The sequence below is a fragment of the Corynebacterium sp. HMSC14H10 genome (assembly GCF_001807105.1).
GTDB lineage: Bacteria > Actinomycetota > Actinomycetes > Mycobacteriales > Mycobacteriaceae > Corynebacterium > Corynebacterium jeikeium_D.
Window position 1 is genome coordinate 1 of the sequence record NZ_KV787417.1, and the last position, 23,200, is coordinate 23,200.

Sequence of the window (23,200 nt, forward strand, 5' to 3'; positions counted from 1 at the left end):
GGTGACCGCGCCCCGTGAGGGGGCACCATCGTGGTAACGGGGGAGGGGGTAATTTCAGTGAATTTAGCCTTGCGTAAGGCGATAAGCATTGCCTAACCTAAGGCTGTTTTAGGTGGTGTTCCCGATCGGGAACCGGCAACGGAAGCGAGGCGGCGACGATGAACGGAAAACGTGGATCGACCGGAGAGCCCCTCTCCGGAGAGGGAGTCGGGGACGCGGTGGCGTCGCAGACGGATGACGGGCGGTTGGTGCACGTCGCACCGGTCGCAGCGGGTGGCCGACCATCCACCCGCGACATGCTCGTCGCCGCCGCGATCGGCGTTGCGGGGTCTCTCATCATCGTGCCCCTGACCTACCTGCAGGTGTTCGCCGGCATCGCCCACGTTTATCTCGTCGCGGCGACGCTCGGGTTGTGGTTCCTGCAGTGCGTTGTTCCCCTCATCGTCGTCCGCAAGCTTGGCGCGAGCCTCATCGCGTGCCTTGCCATGGGCGTCGTGTCCGCGGCGACCACCCCGTTCGGCGTCGCCGCAATCGGGGCGCTGATTATGGAAGGATTGCTCATCGAGCTTCCGTTCATGGTCACCCTGTACCGGCGGTGGACGCGTCCCCAGTTCGTGGCCTCGGCGATGTTGTTCTCCGCGCTGATGGGAACGATGGCCCCGCGCGCAGTCGGCGTCGACTCGCCGACCACGCCCATGACCCTGATCAGCTTCGCCGTAGCCTTGGCATCGAGCTTGGTGTTTTTGGTCCTGGGCTTTGCCGTCGCAAAGGGGCTTCGCAGCCGCGGGGTCACCCGGTGACCGGCGGAGCACCCGCGTGCGCCGGTGCGACACGCGGGACGGCCCCGGCCCGGTTACGGGTTAGTGGTGCAGGTGTGCGGCACGCCGATGGGCGATGGGCACCCGACATGGTGGATCTCTCCTTCGATTTCGGCACGATCAACGCCATCACGGGACCCGTGGGATGCGGAAAGACGAGCCTGGCCCACCTCATCGCTGGACTGATCCCCTCGCACATCCCCATCGACCATGCCGGATTCGTGCACATCATCGATGCCGACGGCACCGAACGCCCCGTGGACGGGGACCGGGTCACCTTCGTCGGGCAAGACCCGGCGACGCAGGTGCTCACGCTCCGAGTCGTCGATGACGTGGCCATGGCCCTCGAGTTTTCCCTCGTGGAAGCCGGTATCGTCGCCAAGCGATCAGCCGAGGCTCTATCGGAGGTCGGGCTGTCAGAGCTCGCGGAGAAGGATCCGTGGGCTTTGTCGGGCGGGCAACGCCAGCGGATGGCCATCGCCGGTGCGGTGGCCAGGGCTCCGGAGGTCATGATCTTCGACGAGCCCGCGGCCCACGTCGACGAGGACGGTCGCCGGTCGCTGTTCGCCGCCATCCGTGATTTGCGGGCCCCGGGGCGCGTTATCCTGCTCATCGAGCACGACCTCCGCCCGTTCGACGGGTGGGTCGACACGGTGACGGTCCTCGATGCGGACGGGAGCGTCGCCGCCCACGGAGCGCCGGATGGCATCGCGGTGAAGGGCATTGCGACGACGGCCGCGACCGCCGGAACGCCGGACGCCAGTACGCCGGGCACGGGGGCGCCGGACCGTCCCGATCCGGAATCGGAGGCGGATGCCGTTCCACTGCTGGCCTTGACCGGAACCCACGTGGCCCGAGGCGGGGAGAGGATCCTGAACGGGGCCGATCTGACACTGGAACGGGGCGAGATTCATGCCCTAGTCGGTGCCAACGGAGCCGGTAAGTCCACCTTGCTGGCGGTGCTGTCGGGCCAGATGACGGCGGGAGCGGACCTCCGGATTGACGGCGCGTCCGCCCGGCGCGTGCCCGACGCCTTCGCGTCGTTGGCGTTCCAGAACCCCGAGCACCAGTTCACCCGCGCGACCGTCGCCGCGGAAATCGACTCCGCGCTGGCCGGCACGGACCCGCACGGACCACTCGGCGCCGATGAGCTGCGGAAACTGCGGGAAGCCCTGTGCCCCCGGGCACTTGACCCCGTCTCGCCGTTCGTCCTGTCGGGCGGACAGAAAAGACGGTTGGGCATCTTCCTGGCGGTGGCGGCCAATCGCCGTTTGCTGCTTCTCGACGAGCCGTTGGCGCACCTGGATTCGCCGAGCTCGCGCATCGTACTGGATGCCCTAGCGGAATACGCCGGGGCCGGCGGAACCGTTGTGTTCACGTGCCACGACCGCCGTGCCGCGCGAACGTGGGCGGATCGGGCGAGCATCGTCGCCGAAGGGAAGGTCGCCTGGTCCGGTCCCGCAGCCGACGTGCCGGCTTCCCCGGAGTCGTCCCGGCGGGATCGTGCACTGCCCGCGGCCGGCGCACGGACGTCCTTGGACGAAAGCCCCTGGACCAGTGGATCCGCCGCTCGAAGGCGCGCGGGGTTGAACGCCATCACGATTGTCGCGGCGGTGATGCTCGTCCTCGTCGCCGGGCTGCTCTACGGCGGAGACGCCGTTCTCGCCCTGACGGTGGTCGCGTTCCTCGCACTCGCTGCGATCGCGGAACGCGACGTTCGGGCGACGGCGGGGAAGGTCCTTCTCGTCCTGTTAATCGGGGTGTTCTTCGGCCTGCTCGGGTGGCGCTCCGAGTTCTACGGAGGTGGGGATGCGGCGGAGGCCGTCCGCCACGGCATCCATCACGGACTGCTGCTGACGGCCGTGTTCGCGGGGACGGTCCTGGTCTCCGCGTGCATGCGCGTCGAGGAGCTTTTCGACGCCATGGTGCAACGCCTCCGGGTGCCCTACACATGGTGCACCATAGCGATTTCCGGGGTGAGCATCGCGGCGTTCCTGCGCAGCGAAATCCCCCATCTGACATGGGCGATTAGATTGCGCTCAATGCGACCGGGGCAGTCTTTCCGCTCCGGCTTCATCCGCGCGACGACGCCCGCGCGCATCGCCTTTCCCCTGTTCGTCAGCGCCGTGCGCTGCGCCGAAAAGCTGTCCCTGACCCTGGCGATGCGCAACTTCGGCCGCCATCCGCGGCGCACCTTCCGCACCGATTACCCCTGGCGAGTGCGTGACGGGTTCGTGGCCGCAGCGTCCGCCGCGGCCTTCGTCGCCGCCCTGGTGTCCGCAGTGACTTGACGGGCACCCGGAACCGGCGGGTCCCGGGCCCGCGAGCGTTTCCGAGCTTGTGCGGAGACGCGCCCCACCCAGTTTCGTCACCCTTTCAACCCTTCAGACACATCCGCCGGGTCACGCCATGCGGCCCGGTCCGCCCGGCACCGGCATGGCGCCGACAACCGAAAGAGGTACCAATGAACACGATCCGGACCATCAGCGACGTGCTTCGGGACAAGGCCGATGAGACGAAAAAGGGGATCACCTTCGTCGAGAATCGGCGGGACGTCTTCGTCCCGTATGGCCGGGTCCATGCGGAGGCGGTGGCGGGCCCGGTTGACGTCGACAGGGTGCGGACGCTCTCGGACATGATGCCCGGGGCCCCGATCCTGGTCGACGAACGCAGTCACACGCTGCTCACCGGCGCAAACGGTGCCGTGGTCGTGGGCGAGGACCGGCTGCTCGACGTGTCCATCGTCAATGACGCTGCCGCGGAACCGGGTGCGGCGATGCCGGGTGATGCTGAATCGGACTTCTCTCAGGCGGGGGACGTGGATTCCGGGGATGGCTCCGGGGCGGTCCCCGCGTTCCCGGTGCGAGGTGGGACGGCCGGCGAAGCCCTTATCCAGTTTTCGTCCGGCTCCACGGGATCGCCAAAGGGCGTCATCGTAACCAACGAGTCCGTGCTGAACGGTCTGCGCGCGACGATCCCACGCCACGCACACCGGTACGAGAACAAGATGCTCACGTGGCTACCTTTGACCCACAACCTTTCGCTGATCGGCTTCCACGTCTACGCCCTTTTTTGTGGTTACGACCAGGTGTTGCTGCCGGTTTCCGAGGTGGTCGCCGATCCCCCGAGGTGGTTCGAGGCCGTGACCAGGCACCGGCCGAAACGACCGTCGTCCGGGCGACCGGCCCGGGTTCCTACAAAATGACCGCGGCGATTGCTGCCGCCACCGTTGTGGCGGTCGCGGGGAAGCCGGTCGCGCCGGGGTGCCGGGATCTCGTCGGCCACCCCCGGCTCCTCGAACCGGTCCTCGCCTTCGCCCGCGATGCTGGCATCCATATCGAGGTGCCGCATGACAACCCGACCACGGGGCCGCTGCCGACAGCGGCCCACTGCGATACCAAAGGAAAGGGGAAACGATGACGGATCAAGCTGAACGAGGTGCGGCGATTGTCGTCCGCGACCTCACGAAGAGCTACCCGATTGCGGGCAAAGCGGGCACCCCGCCCGAAGGCGGGGCAGGTGCCCCGCCGGCCGGCGGCCGCAAGGGAAAGCGCGGTGCCCGGATGCGCAAGCATGTGCTCGACGGCGTGAGTTTCACCGTGCCCACCGGGGCGATCGTGTCGTTCCTCGGCCACAACGGTGCAGGCAAGACCACCCTCATCCGAATCCTGTCGACGCTCATCACCGCCGACTCCGGCGAGGTGAGCATCTTCTCGCGCGATGTGAAAGAGGACCCGGCGGGCGTGCGCGCTGACATTGCCACCACCGGCCAATTCGCGGCGATCGACGAGAACCTCACCGGCCGGGAGAACCTGGAGTTCTTCGGGCGGCTGCGCGGACTCGACCGCGCCGCCGCGGCCGCCCGCGCGACGGAACTGCTCGCGCAATTCTCGCTCGCGGACAGTGCCTCGACGCTGGCGTCGGCCTATTCGGGTGGCATGCGGCGCCGCCTCGACATCGCCGCGTCGCTGTGCGTCGTGCCCAGGCTGCTGTTCCTCGACGAACCCACGACGGGGCTGGACCCGGTCAGCCGCGAAGAGCTGTGGGGCTTCATCCGGCAACTGCGGGACGACGGAATGACCCTGGTGCTGACCACCCAGTACCTGGAAGAGGCGGAGGCGCTGGCAGACCACGTCCATCTGCTCAAGGATCGCCGCATCGTCGCCAGCGGAACGCCGGAGGAATTGCGCCGCGACTTCGGGTCGCACGTGCTCCGCGTGTCCTTTGCCACCGCCGCCGAGGCGGAGGCGTTCGCCCGCTGCCTCGGGGGAACGTGCCTGGACGGCGCCCGCGTCGCGGGGAAGTCGGTGTCCCTCGACGTCGACCCCGGACCGCGGGTCCTCGAGGCGGTGGCGCAGGCGATGGAGGCCTCGGAAGCGTCGCCGGATTCGCTGAGCGTGTCGCCGCCCACCCTCAACGAGGTGTTCATATCGATGAACGCAGGGGGTGCGGCGCGATGAGTGCGACGTCGGTCGCGGCGTTTCTCCGTCGGGATCTGCTGCTGTTGCGACGCAACACCGCGTCGCTGATCTCCATGTTCGTAGTTCCGCCGCTCTTCCTGCTGTGCCTGTACGCGGTGTTTGGGTACTCGGCGGGGCAATCCGGCTTCGGGTACCTGCGTTTCGTGCTCGGCGGCTGCCTGTTCCAGGCGGCGATGTTCACCGCCGCGGCGTCGGCGATGGCGGTGGGACAGGACGTCGAGTCCGGGCTCGTTGACCGCGTGCGCGTGTTGCCCGGGGCCACAGGCGGCTATGTCGCCGGCAGGCTCGCCACCGATGTGCTGCGGATGTCCGCGTCGATCGCGGCGCTGCTGGTCGTCGCGTGGTCCTGCGGCCTCGACATGGCTATCGGTGACGTCGCGTGGACTGTCCTGTGGTCGCTGCTCGCCGCGGCGGTCCTGTCCCTGGTCACGGACGGGGTGATCCTGATGGTGCCCGCCCCGGTGTCGACGGCCTCATCGATCCAGGCGCTGGAAATGCTGCTGCTCATGTTCTCCACCGCGTTCATTCCGGCGACCGCTTTGGACGGCTCCCTTCGCGACGTCGTGCGCCACATGCCTTTTTCGCCGGTGATCGAGGTGATTAGGGCGGCGTCCCCGGACGCCTTCCCGGATCGCGCCGGGGAAGAGGCCGCCCTGTGGCTCGGTGTCGCGGCGGTCGCCGGAATCGTCCTGTTCATCCGCCGGTTCACCTCGAGGAGCGAATCATGATCGGCCCCATCTTCGTGCATCTGCGGCGCATTGCCCACATTTGGCTGCGGCGCCCCGACTTCTGGTTCATGACGTTCATTGCTCCGCTCGTGTACCTGTTCATCGTCAACCGCATGTTCGGTGGCCTGGTCAGGCAGCTCACCGGAGAGTTCGAACTCCCGAACGCGGTCATCCTGGTCGTGACGGCGTGGGCATTCATCCTGGCCATCACGGGATCGTCCACCGTGTTCGTTGAACGCAGCAATGGCCTCCACGAGCGGTTGATCACCATGCCGGCGCCGTACGCGGCCGTGCCGGCCGCACGGATCATCGCCGAGTTTATCCGGATCATGGCGATGACGGCCGTCGTCGTGGCGGTGGCCGCCTTGCTTTCCGACAGCCCCCCTGAGGCGTCCTGGTGGTGGAGGATCGCGATGACCGGCGCGATGGTTGCCGCGGCGGCCGCATGCACCGGCACGTACATCGCGTTCTCCATCACCAGCCCCCAGGGCTCCGTGGCCCTCATCCCGTTAATCATCGTTGCGATGTTCGTCAACACGGTGCTCATGCCCGCCGACCACTTCCGTCCTCTCCTGCGCGGAATCGCCGGGCACACCCCCGTATCCGCGGCCGGCGAGGCCGTCAACGGCACCGGGGCTGCGGGTCTGGTGGTCTGCGCGGCCTGGTTCTTAGGCATCGCCGTGCTCGCGGCGTGGGGCATCGCCGTGAAAACGAGGCCGGGGGAGTCTGCATGACGGGCACGTCCACGGGGGCATCGCCGCCGACGACGGCCCGCGAACCCGAGCACCTAACCCGAAACCGCCGCGTGGACGCGGCCCACACACCCCGGAGACAGAACCAGATGAAGTCGATTGCCCAGATCGTCCAGAACAACCGCAGACTCCTCGCGGCCTACCAGGACAAGGTCCAGCCGAGGTTCCTCAGCCGCTATGCGCGTGAACCGATGGACGCCGCCGCCGTCGAAGGGCTCGGGGCCCGGACGGAATTCCACGTCGCCGACGTCCTCGCGCCGCTCGCGGGAGAGACCGGCGGGGCCGATGAAATCTGGGTGTGCGGCGCGCTCCACCAAATGAAGGATGCGGGTGCCGCGCTCGGCAGGGTCGCCGGGCTGCTCGCCGACGACGGCATCGCTTACGTGCAGACGTTCGCCGAGGATCCCGACGTGAACGAGCGGGTCGACATGGCCATCATGGCGAAGATGGGCCACCGGGTGTTCCGGGACAGCGAGCTCGAGGACCTCGCCGAAGCCAACGGGCTGAAGCTGGGCGGAGCCTCACACGCCGGCATGGTGTACTTCTGTACTCTCACGAAGAAAAGCGCAATCGGGGAGGCGGGCAAGTGAGCGCCGTGGACGGGACTGTAGGCCCGTGGTCACTGCTCGCCCCGATCCGGACACGGATGCGTGCGGTGGTCGCGTTATCCGTCCTGTCGTCGGTGGCTACCGTCGCTTCTCTGGTCGGCATCATCGACATCGCGATGACGTACCCGGAGGCCCCGGAGCATCGGACGTGGTTGGCCGTGGCTATCATCGTCGTCGCCGCAACGGTGCGCATGGCCGCGGACGGCGCCGCCGGCATGCTCTCGCACCGGGCGGATAACGACCTGCAGCTCCACCTTCGGCGCCGGCTGGTCGCCCAAATCCGGAAGTTGCCGCTGGGCTGGCTGGACGCCCGGCGCTCGTCGGGAATCATCGGGTCGGTTGAGAAGGACGTCGCGGCTATCCACCAGCTCATGGGCCACACCGTCGGTGAGACCGTGGTGGCGGTGCTGGTTCCCATGCTTTCCCTCATCGCGCTCGTTGCGGTGGATTGGCGGATTGCGGCGGTGGCGGTCGTCCCGGTGCTGGTCACCTTCGCCCTGATGGGCGTGATGATTTCGCGCGGAGCCGGTCTTCAGCGCGACTACGAGCGAGCCTCCGAAGGAGTGACGGCCGCGGTCATCGAGTTGGTGCGAGGTATCTCAGTGATGAAGTCCTTCGGACGCGCCAACCAGGGCGCGGGTCGCTACGATGCCGCGGCGCTGTCGTTCGTCCGTGCGTGGTCTGCCTGGTCCCGGCAGTCGAACATCTATCTCGGGGTCATCGACGTGGTGACGTCCCCGATCACAGTCCTCGCAGTGGTGTGCGGGGCCGGCCTCGCTCTGAGGGACGCCGCGGGCGGCCTACCGGAGGGGCTCGTCGCCGGGCTGGTTCTCGGCCTTGGACTCTCCGCGGCGATCGTGCGGGTGGCCATGAACTCCGAACCCATCATCGCGGGGATCGCTGCCCTGAAGTCCATCGCGGAGGTGCTGGGCACGCCGCCGATCGTCGAGCCCGCCGATCCGGTGCCCGCGCGCGGAGGCGCGCTCGAGGCCCGGAACCTGGTCTTCTCCTACGGCGATGGGCCGCGGGTCCTCGACGGGATGTCCGCGACGTTCGAACCGGGGACCCTCACTGCGCTGGTGGGGTCCTCCGGTTCCGGAAAGTCCACCGTCGCCCGGCTGTTGGCGCGTTTCTACGACCCCGTTGAAGGCTCGGTGCTGCTGGGCGGCGCCGATCTTCGCGACATCGCCGTGCGTGACGTGCACCGCTCGGTGTCGGTGGTGTTCCAAGATCCGCAGTTGCTCACGCTGCCGTTGCGGGAGAACATCCGGCTGGCCAGGAGAGACGCCACCGACGGCGAAATCATGGCGGCCGCGAAGCTCGCGAACCTCGATGCGGTCATCGCGGCGCTGCCGAAGGGCCTGGATTCGGTGGTCAACGTCGACGTGACCTTTTCCGGTGGTGAGGCGCAGCGCGTGGCCATCGCGAGGTCGATCGTCACGGACGCGCCGGTGCTCATCTTCGACGAGGCAACCGCTTACGCGGATCCGGCTTCCGAGGCCCTCATCCAGTCCGCAATCGAGCGTTTGGCCCGTTCACGGACGGTGATTGTGATCGCGCACAGGTTGAGCACGATCCGCAACGCCGACCGCATCCTCGTTCTCGACGGGGGAGCGGTCGCGGAGGCGGGTACCCACGACGAGTTGCTTGCGCGCGGTGGCCGCTACCGGGATTTGTGGCGCGCGTTCGCGCTCGACGACGAACCATCCGCCCCGCGGGGCACTGAATTAGACGATGAAAAGGCGGGGAACCGATGATTCGGGACTTGTGGTCGATGACGGATCGGCGCTCGAGAATGACGCTGGCGTGGCTCATTGCGTTGGCCGCGCTTGCCGCGCTGGCTCAGGGAGCGGCGTTCGTCGCGCTGCTGCCGCTGCTGTCGGCTCTGGCCGAGGGAGATGATGCGACGGCGTGGCGTTTCACCGGCGTCATCGCCGGCCTCGCGGCCGCCCATGCGGTGCTGTCTCTCGCCGCGGGGACGGTCGGCAGGGCGAATTCCGCAGCGGTGCTGTCGTCCCTACTGCGTTCTCTGGGCGAACGCGTGCTGACGTTGCCACTCGGGTACGTCACCAAGTCCACGGCCGGCCGCTTTTCGGAGATGGCATCGTCGGGTATCGCGTTCGCGGCGTCCGTGCCGCACGTGATCCTGCGGCCTGTCATCGCCGCGGCGGTTGCGCCGACCGTCATCGCCTTCGGAATTCTGGCGGTGGATTGGCGCGTCGGTTTGGTTCTCGTCGCGTCGGCGCCGGTGATCTTCTTCGCCTACCGGGCCATTGGTCGCGTCGGCGGGGAGTCGGACGAAGCGCATGCTGACGCCGTCGCTGCCGTCTCCGGCAGGCTGATCGAGTTCACCCGCTGCCAGCAGGCGATTCGCGCCGCGGGCGACGGTTCGGCGGCGGACGCGATGGTGGATGAGGCAATCCGGGCCCAACACGATGCGTTCGCGAAGGCGACGTCGACGCAGGGGGCGGCCATCGGACGGCTGGGTTCGGTCGTCCATGCGGTGTTCACGGCGGCGGTGATAGTCGCCGTGGCAGTCGCCGCGACGGGCGGGATGGCGCCGGCGCATTTGGCGCCGATGCTCATCGTGGTCGTCCAGTTCACCGGACCGATCACCACGGCGGGAGCGTTGTCCGGCGGTTTCGGTGCGGGCCGCAACACGTTGGCTGCGTTGCGTGACCTGCGGGCAATCCCCGCCCTTCCCGAACCTGCCGCACCGGAGCTGCCCGACGGGCATGACGTAGAGTTCCGCGACGTGAGCTTCGGGTACGGGGATAAGAAGGTTCTCGACGGCGTCAGCTTCCGTGCCCCTCAGGGAGCGCTGGTTGCCGTAGTGGGACCGTCGGGGGCGGGCAAGACGACGGTCATGCGGCTGCTGTCGCGTTTTCATGATCCGGACTCGGGGGAGGTCCTCATCGGCGGGGTACCCTTGCCTCGGATTGGCACCGACGGCGTGAACTCGCTGGTGACCCCGGTGTTCCAGGAGACGTTCCTTTTCGACGCGTCCGTGCGGGACAACGTGGTCTTCGCCGATCCCGGATTCGGTTCCGAGCCCGGTGACGGGGATCGCTTGCGCGAGGCCGCCCGGCGTTCCGGGGTGGACCGCATCGTGGAGCTGCTGCCTTCCGGGTGGGATACCCCGGTGGGGGAGGAGGGGACGCTGCTGTCGGGAGGCGAGCGGCAGCGCCTCGCCATCGCCCGGGCGCTTCTGAAGGATTCCCCGGTGGTGCTTCTCGACGAGCCGACGTCCTCGCTGGATGCGGCCACTGAGCGGGCGATCGTCGGCACGATGGAGGCGTTGCGCGGCGATCGCACCGTGATTGTCGTCGCCCATCGCCTGCACACCGTTCGCGATGCCGACCTCATCGTCGTGCTTTCGGAGGACGGGACGGTCGCAGAACGGGGCACGCACGATGAATTGCTGGCGAAGGGCGGCCGCTACGCCGAGTCGTGGGCGTGCCGGACGGGGAGCTCCTCGGGCGCCTGATCCTCATCACCTGGTCGATGCCCTCACGGGCGCCCTGCCGCAGCTTCCCGAATCCCACCGCCAGGCGCTCGGTGGACAGAGCGAAAACGCCGACGAAAACGCCGAGCAGCACGAACACCGACGAGCTGTAAAGACTGAAGCTCCCGGGAACGTGAAAATAGCCCCCCCCTCCCGCTTCTGCTACCGCCCGTGAATCTGGTTCTGCGCAATCTCCAGCCCGTGGCTGGCGATTAGCTCCACCGCCTCCGCCGCAGTGGGCAGAGTGAAAGCGAGCTCCTCGCGTTCCTTAGCATTGAAGTTACGCAGCACGTAGTCCGCCGGATCTTGGCGGCCCGGAGGACGGCCAATGCCAATGCGCACGCGCATGTAGTCCTTCGTGCCCAACGACTTCGTGGTCGAGCGCAGGCCATTGTGGCCATTCTCGCCCCCGCCGCGCTTGAGGCGCACCACGCCCGGGTCCAGGTCCAGCTCATCGTGGACTACCACGACGTCGGTAGGTGCGACGTTGAAGAACTTTGTCAGCGCCGCGACCGGTCCACCCGACAGGTTCATGTACGTCCGGGGCTTAGCCAGAATCACCTGCCGCTCGCCACCGTCGGAAGTCTTGAACCGAGTCTGGACTATCTCAGCATTCGACTTCTTGTGCACGCTAAACGACGACGGCATCGGAGAAGTGCGGCTGGCTAGTTCATCTAGCACCAGATGCCCGACGTTATGGCGGGTGAGTTCATATTTGGGCCCAGGGTTGCCGAGCCCCACGACAAGCAAAGGTGTGGTGGAGGCGTTCATGAGTTCAATCTTGGCACACAGCGCGCGGTCTGTTGGCTTCGGGGAGTTTCAAGAACAAAAAAGGGACGGACCAGAGTGTCCGTCCCTTTTTTTACTTAGCTGTGGTAGCTAGGCCTGCGAGTTCATAATTACTCAGCGGATTCCTCAGCTGGCTCATCCGGGGTCTCAGCCTCGCCCATGCCCTCGATGTCGGCATCGACGTCACCAGCCGGCTCTTCCTCCGGCTCGACAATGTTGAAGATGAGAAGGTCAGCGTCGTCGGTGAGGACCAGGCCCTCCGGCAGGGTAACGTCGCCGGCGTGAACCATGGTGCCGACCTCTGCACCCTCGACGGAGACCTCGATCTCTTCCGGAATAGCCAGAACCGGTGCGTTGACCAGAATGGTCTCGGCATCCTGCATGAGCAGGGCGCCCGGAGCGAGCTCGCCAGTCGGAACGACCGGAACCTCAACCTCAACCTTCTCGTCACGGTGAATGGCGAGCAGGTCAGCGTGGTCGATGTCGAGGGTCAGCGGGTTCTGGTCAACAGCCTTGACCATGGACAGCTGGGACTCACCCTCGATGTTGACGTCCAGAACAGCGTTGACACCGTGGTTACGGATGACAGCGTGGAAATCCAGAGTGTCAACGAGGATGTGCTTCGGGGCATCCAGGTCAGCGCCGTAGATGACAACCGGGATGTCGCCAGCAACGCGGGCACGGCGAGCGGCACCCTTGCCGAACTCGGTGCGGTTACGAGCATCAATCTTGATGATGTTGGGCTTTGCCATGAAAATGGGCTCCTAAACGATTCGATATTGAGTCGTCGAGTCGAGCACGTGCCGCATCCATGCCACCGTGGGCGCAAAAGTTGGGCTGCGAGCGTCGCGTCGATAACGGCAACCACCTACTGTGGCCGCCCTCGCCGAGACTTACCGGAGAAATTGTAGTGGACTAACAGGTCAAACAGCAAACCCCGCCACCACCAGCAAAACTAGGTTGCTGGTCGCGGCGGGGTGCCCGTCGGCAAGCGGAAAGAACTTATGCCTGACCCTCGAAGAGGGTGGTGACGGAACCGTTTTCGAAGATCTCGTGGATCGTCTTAGCCAGCAGTGGTGCGATTGGCAGGACGGTCAGGTTGTCCCAGCCCTCGGTGGACTGCGGCAAGGTATCGGTGGTGATGACCTCGCGGGCACCGCACTTCGACAGGCGCTCGCGAGCTGGGTCGGAGAAGACGCCGTGCGTGGTAGCGATGATGACATCCTCAGCGCCAGCCTCACGCAGCACCTTGACAGCGCCGGCGATGGTGCCGCCGGTGTCAATCATGTCGTCGATGAGCAGACAGGTCTTACCGGAGACCTCGCCGACCACGCGGTTGGCGACAACCTGGTTTGCGACATCGACGGAACGGGTCTTGTGAATGAAGGCCAGCGGGGCGTCGCCCAGGGTGTTGGCCCACTTCTCGGAAACCTTCACACGGCCGGCGTCAGGGGAGACCACGACCAGGTTGTCCAGGGAGTAGTTCTTCTTGATGTACTCCGACAGAATCGGCATGGCGTGCATGTGATCGACCGGGCCGTCGAAGAAGCCCTGAATCTGGTCGGTGTGGAGATCCACGGAGACGATGCGGTCAGCGCCTGCGGTCTTGAGCAGATCAGCGACCAGGCGAGCGGAAATCGGCTCACGGCCACGGTGCTTCTTGTCCTGGCGGGCGTATGGGAAGAACGGCAGGATAGCGGTGATGCGCTTGGCTGAACCGCGCTTGAGCGCGTCAATCATAATCAGCTGCTCGATGAGCCACTTGTTCAGCGGTGCCGGGTGCGCCTGCAGTACGAAGGCATCGGAACCGCGGACGGATTCCTCGTAGCGCACGAAGATTTCGCCGTTGGCAAAATCACGAGCGGTCATCGGAGTCAGCTCTGTGCCGAGCTCCTTGGCAACTGCCTCGCCCAATTCCGGGTGTGCCCTTCCGGAGAAGAGCATGAGGTTCTTTTGGTTATCGATCCACTGGCCGGTCATCTGCCGTCTAGCCTTCCTGGTCTTCCTTGTTGTTGTCAGCGTTGTCAGCTACCTGCGCCGCCTGCGCTGCCTCAGCAGCAGCGGTACCTGGACGCTTCCGCTCGACCCATCCCTCGATGTTGCGCTGACGGCCACCACTGACCGCCAATGCTCCCGGAGGAACGTCGTCCTTAATAACAGTACCTGCACCTGAGTACGCACCATCACCCACGGTCACCGGAGCGATGAACATGGTGTCGGAGCCGGTGCGAACATGCGAGCCGATAACAGTGCGGTGCTTGTTGACACCGTCGTAGTTCACGAACACGCTGGAGGCACCAATGTTGGAGTGCTCGCCAATCTCCGCATCGCCGACGTAGGTCAGGTGCGGAACCTTCGAACCGTTTCCGATCTGCGCGTTCTTCGCTTCTACGAAGCCGCCGAGCTTCGCGCCGACACCGAGTTTGGTGTTCGGGCGAATGTAGGTGAACGGTCCGACCGTCGCATCCTCGCCGATCTCCGAATCGGAACCGTGTGTACGTACGACGCTGGCGCGCTTGCCGACGACCATGTTGGTCAGTGTCGTGTCCGGTCCCACGGTGGCCCCGTCGCCAATCACGGTCTTGCCGTGCAGCTGCGTGCCCGGCAGAATCGTGACGTCGCGGCCGACTTCCACCTCAACGTCAATCCACGTGGTGTCCGGGTCGACGATAGTGGCGCCCCCGCGCATAGCTGCCTCGCAGGTGCGACGGTTGAGTTCGCGGCCAAGGGTAGCCAGCTGGACGCGGTCATTGACACCGGCGACGACGGTGGCATCGGCGAGGCGGTGACCGCGTACTGAGCGGTCGGCCTCACGGGCGATGCCGATGACATCGGTGAGGTAGAGCTCGCCCTGGGCATTGTTGGTGTCCAGCTGCTTGAGAGCGTTTGCCAGGGTCTCGGCATCAAATGCGTAGACACCGGAGTTGACCTCGGTAATCTCGCGTTCCTCGTCGGAGGCATCCTTTTCCTCCACGATGCGCAGAACTTCGCCGTCGGCGTTGCGAACGATGCGGCCGTAGCCGTGCGGGTTGTCAGCAGTGGAGGTCAGCACAGTCACGGCAGCGCGTGGCTTGCGGTTGTGCTCTTCGAGCAGTGCCTGGAGCGCTTCGGAATCCAGCAGCGGAACATCGGAAGTGGTTACCAGGATGGTGCCATCGAAGTTCTGTAGCTCGGGGTGCTCCAGCGCGCACTGAACAGCGTGGCCGGTACCGTTTTGCTCGTCCTGGTGGGCAATGACGACACCGTTGGAGTGCTCGGTATCCGAAGCCCAAGTCCCGATGGCGTCGATTACCTTTTCGCGCTGGTGGCCAACGACAACAGCAATCTCATCCGGATTAATGCCCTTGGCGGCATAGAGCGCGTGCTCCAACATGGTACGACCGCCGATAGCGTGCAGCATTTTCGGCGTATCGGATTTCATTCGGGTGCCTTGACCCGCGGCGAGAATGACCACAGCGGTGGCCGAACCGTTTGACATGAAACTTGCTACTCCTCGGTCAGGGTGCATCACGGTCACGGCGGGGCGAAAAGTCACTTCTTAATTAAGGGGCCGGCCCCCCGCTTGCTCTCCCACCAGGACTCGAACCTAGAATGCCGGTACCAAAAACCGGAGTGTTGCCATTACACCATGGGAGAATGGGGCAAACGCGAAAAATTGCATGGCTGATTCGACGCTGATTCGACTCAGCCAACTCGCTTGCGCCTGCGATATACGATAGCAAGACTTTAGCCACTAATCTAAAAGCATGGCCTCCAATTCTCCGAGACGACGTATGACCGGTCCACAGCGCAAAGCTCAGCTGACAGAAGTCAGCCGTGGAATCTTTGCCGCCAAGGGGCTTGATGCCGCCTCAATGGAGGAGATCGCTGCCGCAGCTGGGGTATCAAAGCCGGTTGTCTACGAGCATTTCGGTACCAAAGAGCGGCTCTACCAGGCAGTCGTCGACCAGGAGATGAAGACCCTGGAGGCCACGATTAGGGAAGCGTTGTCCCTGGGACGCTCGCGTTACCGCATCGAACAGGCGGTGTTGGCACTGCTGACTTATGTGGAGGAAAACCCGGAGGGATTCTCCATTATTTCTCGCGACCCCGGCGTGGCGGGTGGCTATGAGACGCTGCTGAATAATGCCACTGAGTCGATTACGCCTATCCTTGCCGAGGCTTTCAAACGCGCCGGCTTCGACCCGGCCATGTCGGTGCTCTACGGAAACTGCATGGTCGGTATGGTTTCGCAGACCGCTCGCTGGTGGATGGAGAAGCGCAGTCCGGATAAGGAGACAGTGGCGGCGCACATCGTGAACCTGTGTTGGAACGGGCTGGCCGGCATGGAGGGTTCTCCGACTCTGCATGGCTCCGCTGATGTGCCAGCGGCCGCTGAGGGCGCGAAGTTCGGCGCAGGTGCCGCAGCAGACCCGATGCAGGTGGCGGAGAACGGCTAACCAGCACGCAGGGTGGATCCGGGGTGCATGGTTATATTGGGGCTATGCCAACTTCTGCGTCTTCCTCGGCGAAAGCCACACCCAGCATTCTGCCGAACCCGCTGTCGGGGCTGGAAAGCCTCGTTGTCACGGATCCTCAATTTGTCGGCGTGCTCGGGCGCATCGGCGAAGACGAGCTGGCGCTCACGGGTGCGGACGCGGTGCGTTCGCACCTTATTTACGCCATGTCTACGAAGGTGCCGGTGCTGGTCATCACGGCTACCGGCCGTGAGGCGGAGGACCTGACTGCCGAGGTCAAGTCGATGATCGGCGACCGTGTAGCTATGTTCCCCTCGTGGGAGACGCTCCCGCATGAGAAGCTTTCGCCAGCGGTGGATACCGTGGCGCAGCGTCGTAAGGCGCTTTACGACGTTCGCCGGGGCAAAGTCGACGTTCTGATTGCGGCGGTGCGCTCGTTGGTGCAGCCGATTGTGGACGACCTCGAGGCTGAAGCCAGCGCCCCCATTCACGTCCAACTGGACCGGGACTGCGAGAACCTGGTTGAGCGGCTGGTGCATCACGGCTATTCGCATGTGGACATGGTCGGCAGGCGTGGCCAGTTTGCCGTGCGTGGCGGCATCGTCGATGTTTTCCCTGCGACCGAAGAGCTGCCGGTACGTATCGAGCTCTGGGGTGACGAGGTCACCGACCTGCGCGCCTTTTCCGTCGCTGACCAGCGCACGATCTCTGAGGTAGAGGTCGACCAGCTGGATATCTTCCCGTGTCGTGCACTGCTTATCGACGACGACGTGAAGGCCGCCGCGGAGAAACTCGCCACCACGCGCTCGGGTCAGGTCCAAGAAATGCTCACCCGCATCGGCGATGGCCAGTGGGTGGAGGGCATGGAATCGCTGATTCCGCTGATTAGTCAGCATCCGATGAAGATGCTCACCGAGGTCATGCCGGAGAAAACGCATGTGCTCATGTGCGGGCCGGAGCGCATTCGCTCCCGCGCACAAGACTTGATCAGTGCAGGCGAGGAGTTTATGGCCGCAGCGTGGGAAACTGCTGCGATGGGTGGCTCGGCGCCAATCGCCACGGATGGGCTGGAGCCCAGCGCGTACCGCAGCTTGGCCTCTATCCCGATGCCCACTTCGTGGCATATTTCCCCGCCCGGCATGTTGGAGGCGGGAGTCACCGAAGATGATGTGCTGCCACTGACCTTCGAGCCTGGGCCCGCGCCACGCGGCGACTTAAAGGAAATTGGTCACCTGATGAAGCAGCTGCGCGATGCCACGGTCGCGGGGGAGCGAGTGGCGTACGTGGCGGCGACGCCCGCGGGGGCGCGTCGGCAAGCGGAAAAGTTTAGGGAAGCCGGAATTGCGACGCGCATGGCGGCGGGCCCGGAGTATCCCGAGTCCGGAAGAATTACGGTCTACCAGGGTGTTTTGCACGGTGGCCTGGTGTTCCCGCGAATCCCCGGTGGCGCGCTGACTCTGATTACCGAGCAGGACATCACAGGTAACCGCATCGCGGAAGGCGCGCTTGGTGGGCGCCGCAAGCCAGCGAAGCGCCGTGGTCAGGTGGATCCGCTGGCGCTGAAGGCCGGTGACTATGTCGTGCACGACACGCATGGCATTGGTCGGTTTGTGAAGCTCACTGAGCGCACCATCGGCACGGGCGAGGATCAGGCTCGCCGCGAGTACGTGGTGCTCGAGTACGCACCGAGCAAGCGCGGAGGCCCCTCGGACCAGCTCTACGTGCCGATGGAGAGCCTGGATTTGCTGTCGCGCTATGTCGGCGGTGAAAAGCCCGCGCTGTCGAAGATGGGCGGCTCGGACTGGAAGTCCACCAAGCGCAAGGCCCGTGGCGCTGTCCGCGAGATTGCGGAAGAGCTGGTCAAGCTCTACGCCGAGCGCCAAGCCGCGCCGGGCCACGCGTTCGCGCCGGATACGCCATGGCAGCAGGAGATGGAGGATAACTTCCCCTTCACCGAGACCGAAGATCAACTGCAGGCCATCGACGAAATTAAGTCCGACATGGAAAAGCCGGTGCCGATGGATCGCGTGCTCATCGGCGATGTCGGCTACGGCAAGACCGAGGTGGCACTGCGTGCTGCCTTCAAGGCTGTTCAAGATGGCCGTCAGGTGGCAGTGTTGGTGCCGACCACACTTCTGGCGCAGCAGCACTTGACCACTTTCACCCAACGTATGGAGGGCTTCCCGGTCACCATCCGTGGACTGTCCCGCTTCACCTCGCCGAAGGACTCCAAGGAGGTCCTCGAAGGGTTGAAGAACGGGACGGTCGACATTGTTATCGGCACGCATCGTCTCCTGCAGACCGGCGTGCAGTGGAAAGAACTCGGCCTGGTCATCGTTGACGAGGAGCAGCGTTTCGGCGTCGAACACAAGGAACACATCAAGGCGCTACGGCACCACGTCGACGTACTCACCATGTCCGCAACGCCAATTCCGCGCACGCTCGAAATGTCGATTGCTGGCATCCGCGAGATGAGCCAGATTCTCACCCCGCCGCAGGACCGTCACCCGGTGCTGACATACGTCGGCGCGCAGTCCGACAAGCAGGTCGCCGCTGCTATCAGGCGAGAGCTGCTTCGCGACGGCCAGGTGTTCTACCTGCATAATAAGGTGGAAACCATTGACAAAGTCGCCCAGACTATCCGCAATTTGGTGCCCGAGGCCCGCGTGGTAGTGGCCCACGGTCAGATGGGGGAGGAGCAGCTGGAGCGCACGGTCGATGGCTTCTGGCAGCGCGAGTACGACGTGCTGGTGTGTACCACCATCGTGGAGACCGGCCTGGATATTGCCAACGCCAATACGTTGATTGTGGAAAACGCGCACCATATGGGCCTTTCCCAGCTGCACCAGCTGCGTGGTCGTGTGGGCCGTTCCCGTGAGCGCGCCTATGCCTACTTCCTCTACCCGGAAAATCAGACGCTGACGGAGACTTCCTACGACCGTCTGTCCACGATCGCGCAGAACAATGACTTGGGTGCCGGTATGGCTGTGGCCATGAAGGACCTGGAAATGCGCGGTGCCGGAAATATCCTCGGTGCGGAGCAGTCCGGTCACATTGCCGGTGTCGGCTTCGATATGTACGTCCGACTGGTTGGCGAGGCCGTGGCCGCGCTGAAGGCAGTGGCCGATGGTGAAACTCCGGATGCTTCCGATAACGAACCGAAGGAAGTGCGGATCGATTTGCCGGTCGATGCGAATATTCCGGCCGAATATGTGTCGTCGGAACGCCTACGTCTAGAGGCGTACCGCAAATTTGCTGCCGCCAGTGCGCTGGACGATATCGACGTAGTGCTCGAAGAGCTTGTTGACCGTTACGGAACCCCACCCATTGAGGTGGAGAGACTGGCGGTTATTTCACGACTTCGAATTATTTGCCGGGAATTCGGCGTGCATGAAGTTCAAGCCATGGGTGCGCACATTAGAATAACCCCTATGGAGCTTGCTGACTCCAAGCAGGTGCGTCTCAAGCGCCTGTATCCACAGGCGACCTATCGTGCGGCAACGCGCACGGTTTCCGTCGGAATGCCGAAGGAAGGGCGAGGGTTGCGGGCAAAACCTGTCCGCGATATTGCATTGGTGCAGTGGGTAGCAGACTTCTTGACATCGATGGCGGGAATTCCACGTATGGATATCTCGCACATGGGAAAGGACTAGAAACCGTATGACTATCATCAAGCTCGATAGCCGCTTTCCAACAGCGATTCCGCTGGAAGCCGCTAGCCTGCTGACCGGTGAAGTCAGCTACACCGAAGAAGTCCCGATCCGTGTGCGCTGGGCAATCGCCGACGCCGGTGGGCACTCGGTGTCCCAGGCGGAGATTCTGGTCACCACCGATATGGAAAACGACGAGGTACTCGATCGCCTCGATGCGGGCGAGAAGGTCTACTCGGTCGAGCTGGATGATGCGCAGGACCCAGCAGCTCCGGCAGCTCAGGTTGCGGCGGCTCCCCAGCAGGACTCGGTGAAAGAACCTGAGTCAGAACCGGTTGCAGAGCCAGGGGCAGAGCCTGTTGCAGAACCGCTGACTCCGCAGGAACAGCTTGCCGCAGCTCGTCTGCCCCACGTCGTCGAGGCCGTGGACATCATGGCGGCAGCACGGCGCACGGGGCAGTGGGAAGCTCGCCAGACGCACAAGAGCCTGCTGCCGTATCTCATTGAAGAGACCTACGAGTTTGTCGACGCAGTCAACGAGGGCGGTGACATTCGTAGCGAGCTGTCAGATCTGCTGCTGCAGATCCTCTTCCACGCTGAAATCGCGGAGGACTTCGACTTCGACGATGTGGCGACCGACTTTATTTTGAAGATGCGCGCTCGTCAGCCGTACCTCTTCGACGGCACTGTGGCCGAGGGAGAGATGGTGTCGGAGGAAGAACAGGAGCGACTGTGGGCTTACGGCCGCGGACGTCCGCGCTCGAACCCGGCCACACAGCTGCCAGCTCTGACTTTGGCTGAGGAAGCCATCCGCCGCGCACGTGCACTGGGACTGTCCGATGCAGACATTCCAGTGGAGATTCTGGTCCCGACCCCGGGGCTGGAGACTGAGTCCGGTGCGGAAGAACGGACCCGACAGGCTTCACGCGCATTCCTGACTGAGCTGGCCCAGATGGAGAATCAGCAGGCCGGCAGTGCTGAGCAGTGGGCAGCGGGCAGCGAAGATAACGAAGAGGCTGAGGACTTCGGCCCGTCGGAAAGCGACAGCTAGTTTCCAGCAAAAGTGATTTCTGTCCTCGAGTTTGAGTGATTTTTACGGTCTACCCCGTAGAGTAATTCCCCATGCCTTCTAATTCTCCCTTTGATGAATACGCGCACCCCGCACCCCGCGGGGCGAAGCCGCGTGGCCGCAGTAAGGGGAAAAAGAAGTCCTCGAGAGGCTGTGGCTGCCTCGGTCTAACCTCCCTGGCGGTGCTGATCATCATTGGCACGGTTGGGGCGTTGGCTATGTTCACTGGACCCGTAATCCCGTCGTTGACCAAGAAGCCGATTCCGGATAATGTGCCGCCTGCTGCGGCTGAGCCACCGCCGATGATTGATGTCAACGCGCCCGGGCGCACCTCGGAACAGCTCCGACAGTGGGCGCAGCAGATTTCCCCGAAGACGGGTATTTCTGAGGACGCTCTCCGCGCCTACGGCAACGCATATGTGATTGCGGCAGAACAGTTCCCGAACTGCCACCTGGAGTGGAACACGCTTGCAGGACTGGGCAAAGTGGAGACTAATCACGGCACGTACTCGGGCAATTGGCTCAAGCCGGCTCATATCGGCGCCGATGGGGTAGTCAGTCCGACGATTATCGGTCCGCCGCTGGACGGCACGAGTGGGTTTGCTGAGGTTCTCGATACTGACAACGGCGAACTCGACGGTGACACAGAGTATGACCGCGCTGTGGGGCCGATGCAGTTTATTCCCGAGACCTGGCATCGTTTTGCGATGGATGCTTCTGGTGATGGCGTCGCCGACCCCAACAACATCGACGACGCAACTGCGACCACCGCACGGATGCTCTGCAGTGGGGAACGCGACCTCGCCACCCCGGAAGGGTGGCCATCTGCAATTCGCTCATATAACCAGTCTGAGCAGTACCTTCGCGATGTTCGGGACGCTGCGGCGAACTATGCGCTGAATCAGCCCGCATAGGGTGAAAAGGATTTAAGGCGAAGGTCGGCAAACCGTGCCACAATTGGAGTCATGTGCCGGAACGGTTCCGGCGGAAAGGTGACCTATGGCTGCAATCATCGAGTTGAACGCACGCGAAATTCTGGACTCCCGTGGTAACCCGACCGTTGAGGTTGAGGTGCTGTTGGAAGACGGCGCTGTGGGCCGCGCTGCGGTTCCGTCCGGTGCCTCCACCGGCGTTCATGAGGCACACGAGCTCCGCGATGGCGGAGACCGTTACCTGGGCAAGGGGGTCGAGAAGGCTGTCCGCGCTGTGCTCGAGGAGATTGAGGACGCAATTATTGGCCTCGAGGCTGAGGACCAGCGTCTGGTTGACAAGACCATGATTGAGCTGGACGGCACCGACAACAAGTCCCGCCTGGGTGCTAACGCAATCCTGGGTGTTTCCATGGCTGTTGCCAAGGCTGCTGCTGAGTCCGCTGGCCTGGATCTGTTCCGCTACGTCGGCGGCCCGAACGGTCACGTTCTGCCGGTTCCGATGATGAACATCCTCAACGGTGGCGCACACGCTGACTCCGGCGTTGACGTCCAGGAGTTCATGATTGCTCCGATTGGCGCCCCGACCTTCAAGGAAGCACTGCGCGTCGGTGCTGAGGTCTACCACGCACTCAAGAAGGTCATTAAGGACAAGGGCCTGTCCACTGGCCTCGGCGATGAGGGTGGCTTCGCTCCGTCGGTTGACTCCACCAAGGCTGCACTGGACCTGATTGTTGAGGCAATTGAGGCCGCAGGCTACAAGTTGGGCGACGATGTCGCTCTGGCTCTCGACGTCGCTTCTTCCGAGTTCTTCAAGGACGGCAAGTACCACTTCGAGGGCGGCGAGCACACCGCTGAGGAGATGGCAGCTGTCTACGCTGACCTGGTTGAGAACTACGCCATCGTCTCCATCGAGGATCCGCTGCAGGAAGATGACTGGGAGGGCTACACCACCCTGACCGCTCAGCTTGGTGACAAGGTCCAGATTGTCGGCGACGACTTCTTCGTCACCAACCCGAAGCGTCTGGCAGAGGGCATTGAGAAGAAGGCCGCTAATGCTCTGCTGGTCAAGGTCAACCAGATTGGTACCCTGTCCGAGACCTTCGAGGCCGTCGCAATGGCTCACAACGCCGGCTACAAGTCCATGATGTCCCACCGCTCTGGTGAGACCGAGGACACTACCATCGCTGACCTGGCTGTCGGCCTGAACTGTGGCCAGATCAAGACCGGTGCTCCGGCTCGCTCCGAGCGCGTTGCTAAGTACAACCAGCTGCTGCGCATCGAGGAGTACCTGGGTGACGCCGCAGTCTACGCTGGTCGCAGCGCATTCCCGCGTTTCAAGTAAAGAGCTGAGGCGCTGCGAAAGCTGCGTCTAGCACTGCCCGTCCGCACCACGCACGTGGTTGTGGGCGGG

18 protein-coding genes and 1 tRNA gene are annotated in these 23,200 nt (G+C 64.2%); 14 read left to right on the plus strand and 5 right to left on the minus strand.

Annotated features, from left to right (window positions below; all coding sequences use genetic code 11):
• Positions 1-218: 218 nt before the first annotated feature.
• The 9 genes from HMPREF3135_RS04030 (at position 219) to HMPREF3135_RS04075 (ending at position 10,874) form a co-directional block, all read left to right on the plus strand.
• Entirely contained in the window at positions 219-800 is a 582-nt protein-coding gene (locus HMPREF3135_RS04030) for an ECF transporter S component (protein ID WP_224783742.1), read from the plus strand.
• A gap of 107 nt (positions 801-907) precedes the next feature.
• Positions 908-3,109, plus strand: a complete 2,202-nt coding sequence (locus HMPREF3135_RS04035) for an ATP-binding cassette domain-containing protein (protein WP_224783743.1) — start codon at positions 908-910, stop codon at positions 3,107-3,109.
• Between the two features lie 173 nt (positions 3,110-3,282).
• On the plus strand, positions 3,283-4,023 hold the full coding sequence (locus HMPREF3135_RS04040) for an AMP-binding protein (protein WP_070438210.1): 741 nt from the start codon (positions 3,283-3,285) through the stop codon (positions 4,021-4,023).
• Between the two features lie 211 nt (positions 4,024-4,234).
• The gene (locus tag HMPREF3135_RS04050) at positions 4,235-5,278 is read left to right on the plus strand and encodes an ABC transporter ATP-binding protein (protein WP_070438215.1); all 1,044 of its coding nucleotides are present in this window, start codon (positions 4,235-4,237) and stop codon (positions 5,276-5,278) included.
• On the plus strand, positions 5,275-6,027 hold the full coding sequence (locus HMPREF3135_RS04055; protein WP_070438218.1) for an ABC transporter permease: 753 nt from the start codon (positions 5,275-5,277) through the stop codon (positions 6,025-6,027). The genes HMPREF3135_RS04050 and HMPREF3135_RS04055 overlap by 4 nt, the downstream gene beginning before the upstream one ends.
• Positions 6,024-6,761, plus strand: coding sequence for an ABC transporter permease (locus HMPREF3135_RS04060; protein ID WP_070438221.1), 738 nt, complete (start codon positions 6,024-6,026; stop codon positions 6,759-6,761). The genes HMPREF3135_RS04055 and HMPREF3135_RS04060 overlap by 4 nt, the downstream gene beginning before the upstream one ends.
• Before the next feature lie 107 nt (positions 6,762-6,868).
• Complete coding sequence (locus HMPREF3135_RS04065; protein ID WP_070438224.1) at positions 6,869-7,369, plus strand: transferase; 501 nt, start codon at positions 6,869-6,871, stop codon at positions 7,367-7,369.
• Positions 7,366-9,144, plus strand: a complete 1,779-nt coding sequence (locus tag HMPREF3135_RS04070; protein ID WP_049172230.1) for an ABC transporter ATP-binding protein — start codon at positions 7,366-7,368, stop codon at positions 9,142-9,144. The genes HMPREF3135_RS04065 and HMPREF3135_RS04070 overlap by 4 nt, the downstream gene beginning before the upstream one ends.
• The gene (locus tag HMPREF3135_RS04075; RefSeq protein WP_016423209.1) at positions 9,141-10,874 is read left to right on the plus strand and encodes an ABC transporter ATP-binding protein; all 1,734 of its coding nucleotides are present in this window, start codon (positions 9,141-9,143) and stop codon (positions 10,872-10,874) included. Before HMPREF3135_RS04070 ends, HMPREF3135_RS04075 begins: the two co-directional genes overlap by 4 nt.
• 180 nt (positions 10,875-11,054) lie before the next feature.
• Here the strand turns inward: HMPREF3135_RS04075 and pth are convergent, their stop codons facing one another.
• The 5 genes from pth to HMPREF3135_RS04100 form a co-directional block, all read right to left on the minus strand.
• Positions 11,055-11,663 carry an aminoacyl-tRNA hydrolase gene (gene pth / locus HMPREF3135_RS04080; protein ID WP_049172234.1) on the minus strand — a complete coding sequence of 203 codons (609 nt, stop codon included), beginning with the start codon at positions 11,661-11,663 and terminating at the stop codon, positions 11,055-11,057.
• A 128-nt stretch (positions 11,664-11,791) separates the two neighbouring features.
• Complete coding sequence (locus HMPREF3135_RS04085) at positions 11,792-12,433, minus strand: 50S ribosomal protein L25/general stress protein Ctc (RefSeq protein ID WP_038626221.1); 642 nt, start codon at positions 12,431-12,433, stop codon at positions 11,792-11,794.
• 250 nt (positions 12,434-12,683) lie between these two features.
• The gene (locus tag HMPREF3135_RS04090; RefSeq protein WP_016423206.1) at positions 12,684-13,661 is read right to left on the minus strand and encodes a ribose-phosphate diphosphokinase; all 978 of its coding nucleotides are present in this window, start codon (positions 13,659-13,661) and stop codon (positions 12,684-12,686) included.
• Positions 13,662-13,668: 7 nt separating this feature from the next.
• Complete coding sequence (glmU, locus tag HMPREF3135_RS04095) at positions 13,669-15,159, minus strand: bifunctional UDP-N-acetylglucosamine diphosphorylase/glucosamine-1-phosphate N-acetyltransferase GlmU (RefSeq protein ID WP_048733948.1); 1,491 nt, start codon at positions 15,157-15,159, stop codon at positions 13,669-13,671.
• Between the two features lie 87 nt (positions 15,160-15,246).
• Positions 15,247-15,317, minus strand: a tRNA-Gln gene (locus HMPREF3135_RS04100).
• Positions 15,318-15,427: 110 nt separating this feature from the next.
• Between HMPREF3135_RS04100 and HMPREF3135_RS04105 the strand changes: the two genes are divergently transcribed.
• The 5 genes from HMPREF3135_RS04105 to eno all read left to right on the plus strand — a co-directional run bounded on the left by HMPREF3135_RS04105 (position 15,428) and on the right by eno (position 23,131).
• Positions 15,428-16,120, plus strand: coding sequence for a TetR/AcrR family transcriptional regulator (locus tag HMPREF3135_RS04105; protein WP_101687444.1), 693 nt, complete (start codon positions 15,428-15,430; stop codon positions 16,118-16,120).
• Between the two features lie 44 nt (positions 16,121-16,164).
• Positions 16,165-19,791 (plus strand): transcription-repair coupling factor, encoded by a 3,627-nt coding sequence (mfd, locus tag HMPREF3135_RS04110; protein WP_070438239.1) that lies wholly within the window; start codon positions 16,165-16,167, stop codon positions 19,789-19,791.
• A gap of 7 nt (positions 19,792-19,798) precedes the next feature.
• Entirely contained in the window at positions 19,799-20,839 is a 1,041-nt protein-coding gene (locus HMPREF3135_RS04115) for a MazG nucleotide pyrophosphohydrolase domain-containing protein (RefSeq protein WP_049182369.1), read from the plus strand.
• 71 nt (positions 20,840-20,910) lie between these two features.
• Positions 20,911-21,771, plus strand: coding sequence for a lytic transglycosylase domain-containing protein (locus tag HMPREF3135_RS04120; RefSeq protein WP_070438227.1), 861 nt, complete (start codon positions 20,911-20,913; stop codon positions 21,769-21,771).
• Between the two features lie 85 nt (positions 21,772-21,856).
• Positions 21,857-23,131 (plus strand): phosphopyruvate hydratase, encoded by a 1,275-nt coding sequence (eno, locus tag HMPREF3135_RS04125; RefSeq protein WP_048733955.1) that lies wholly within the window; start codon positions 21,857-21,859, stop codon positions 23,129-23,131.
• Positions 23,132-23,200: the final 69 nt, after the last annotated feature.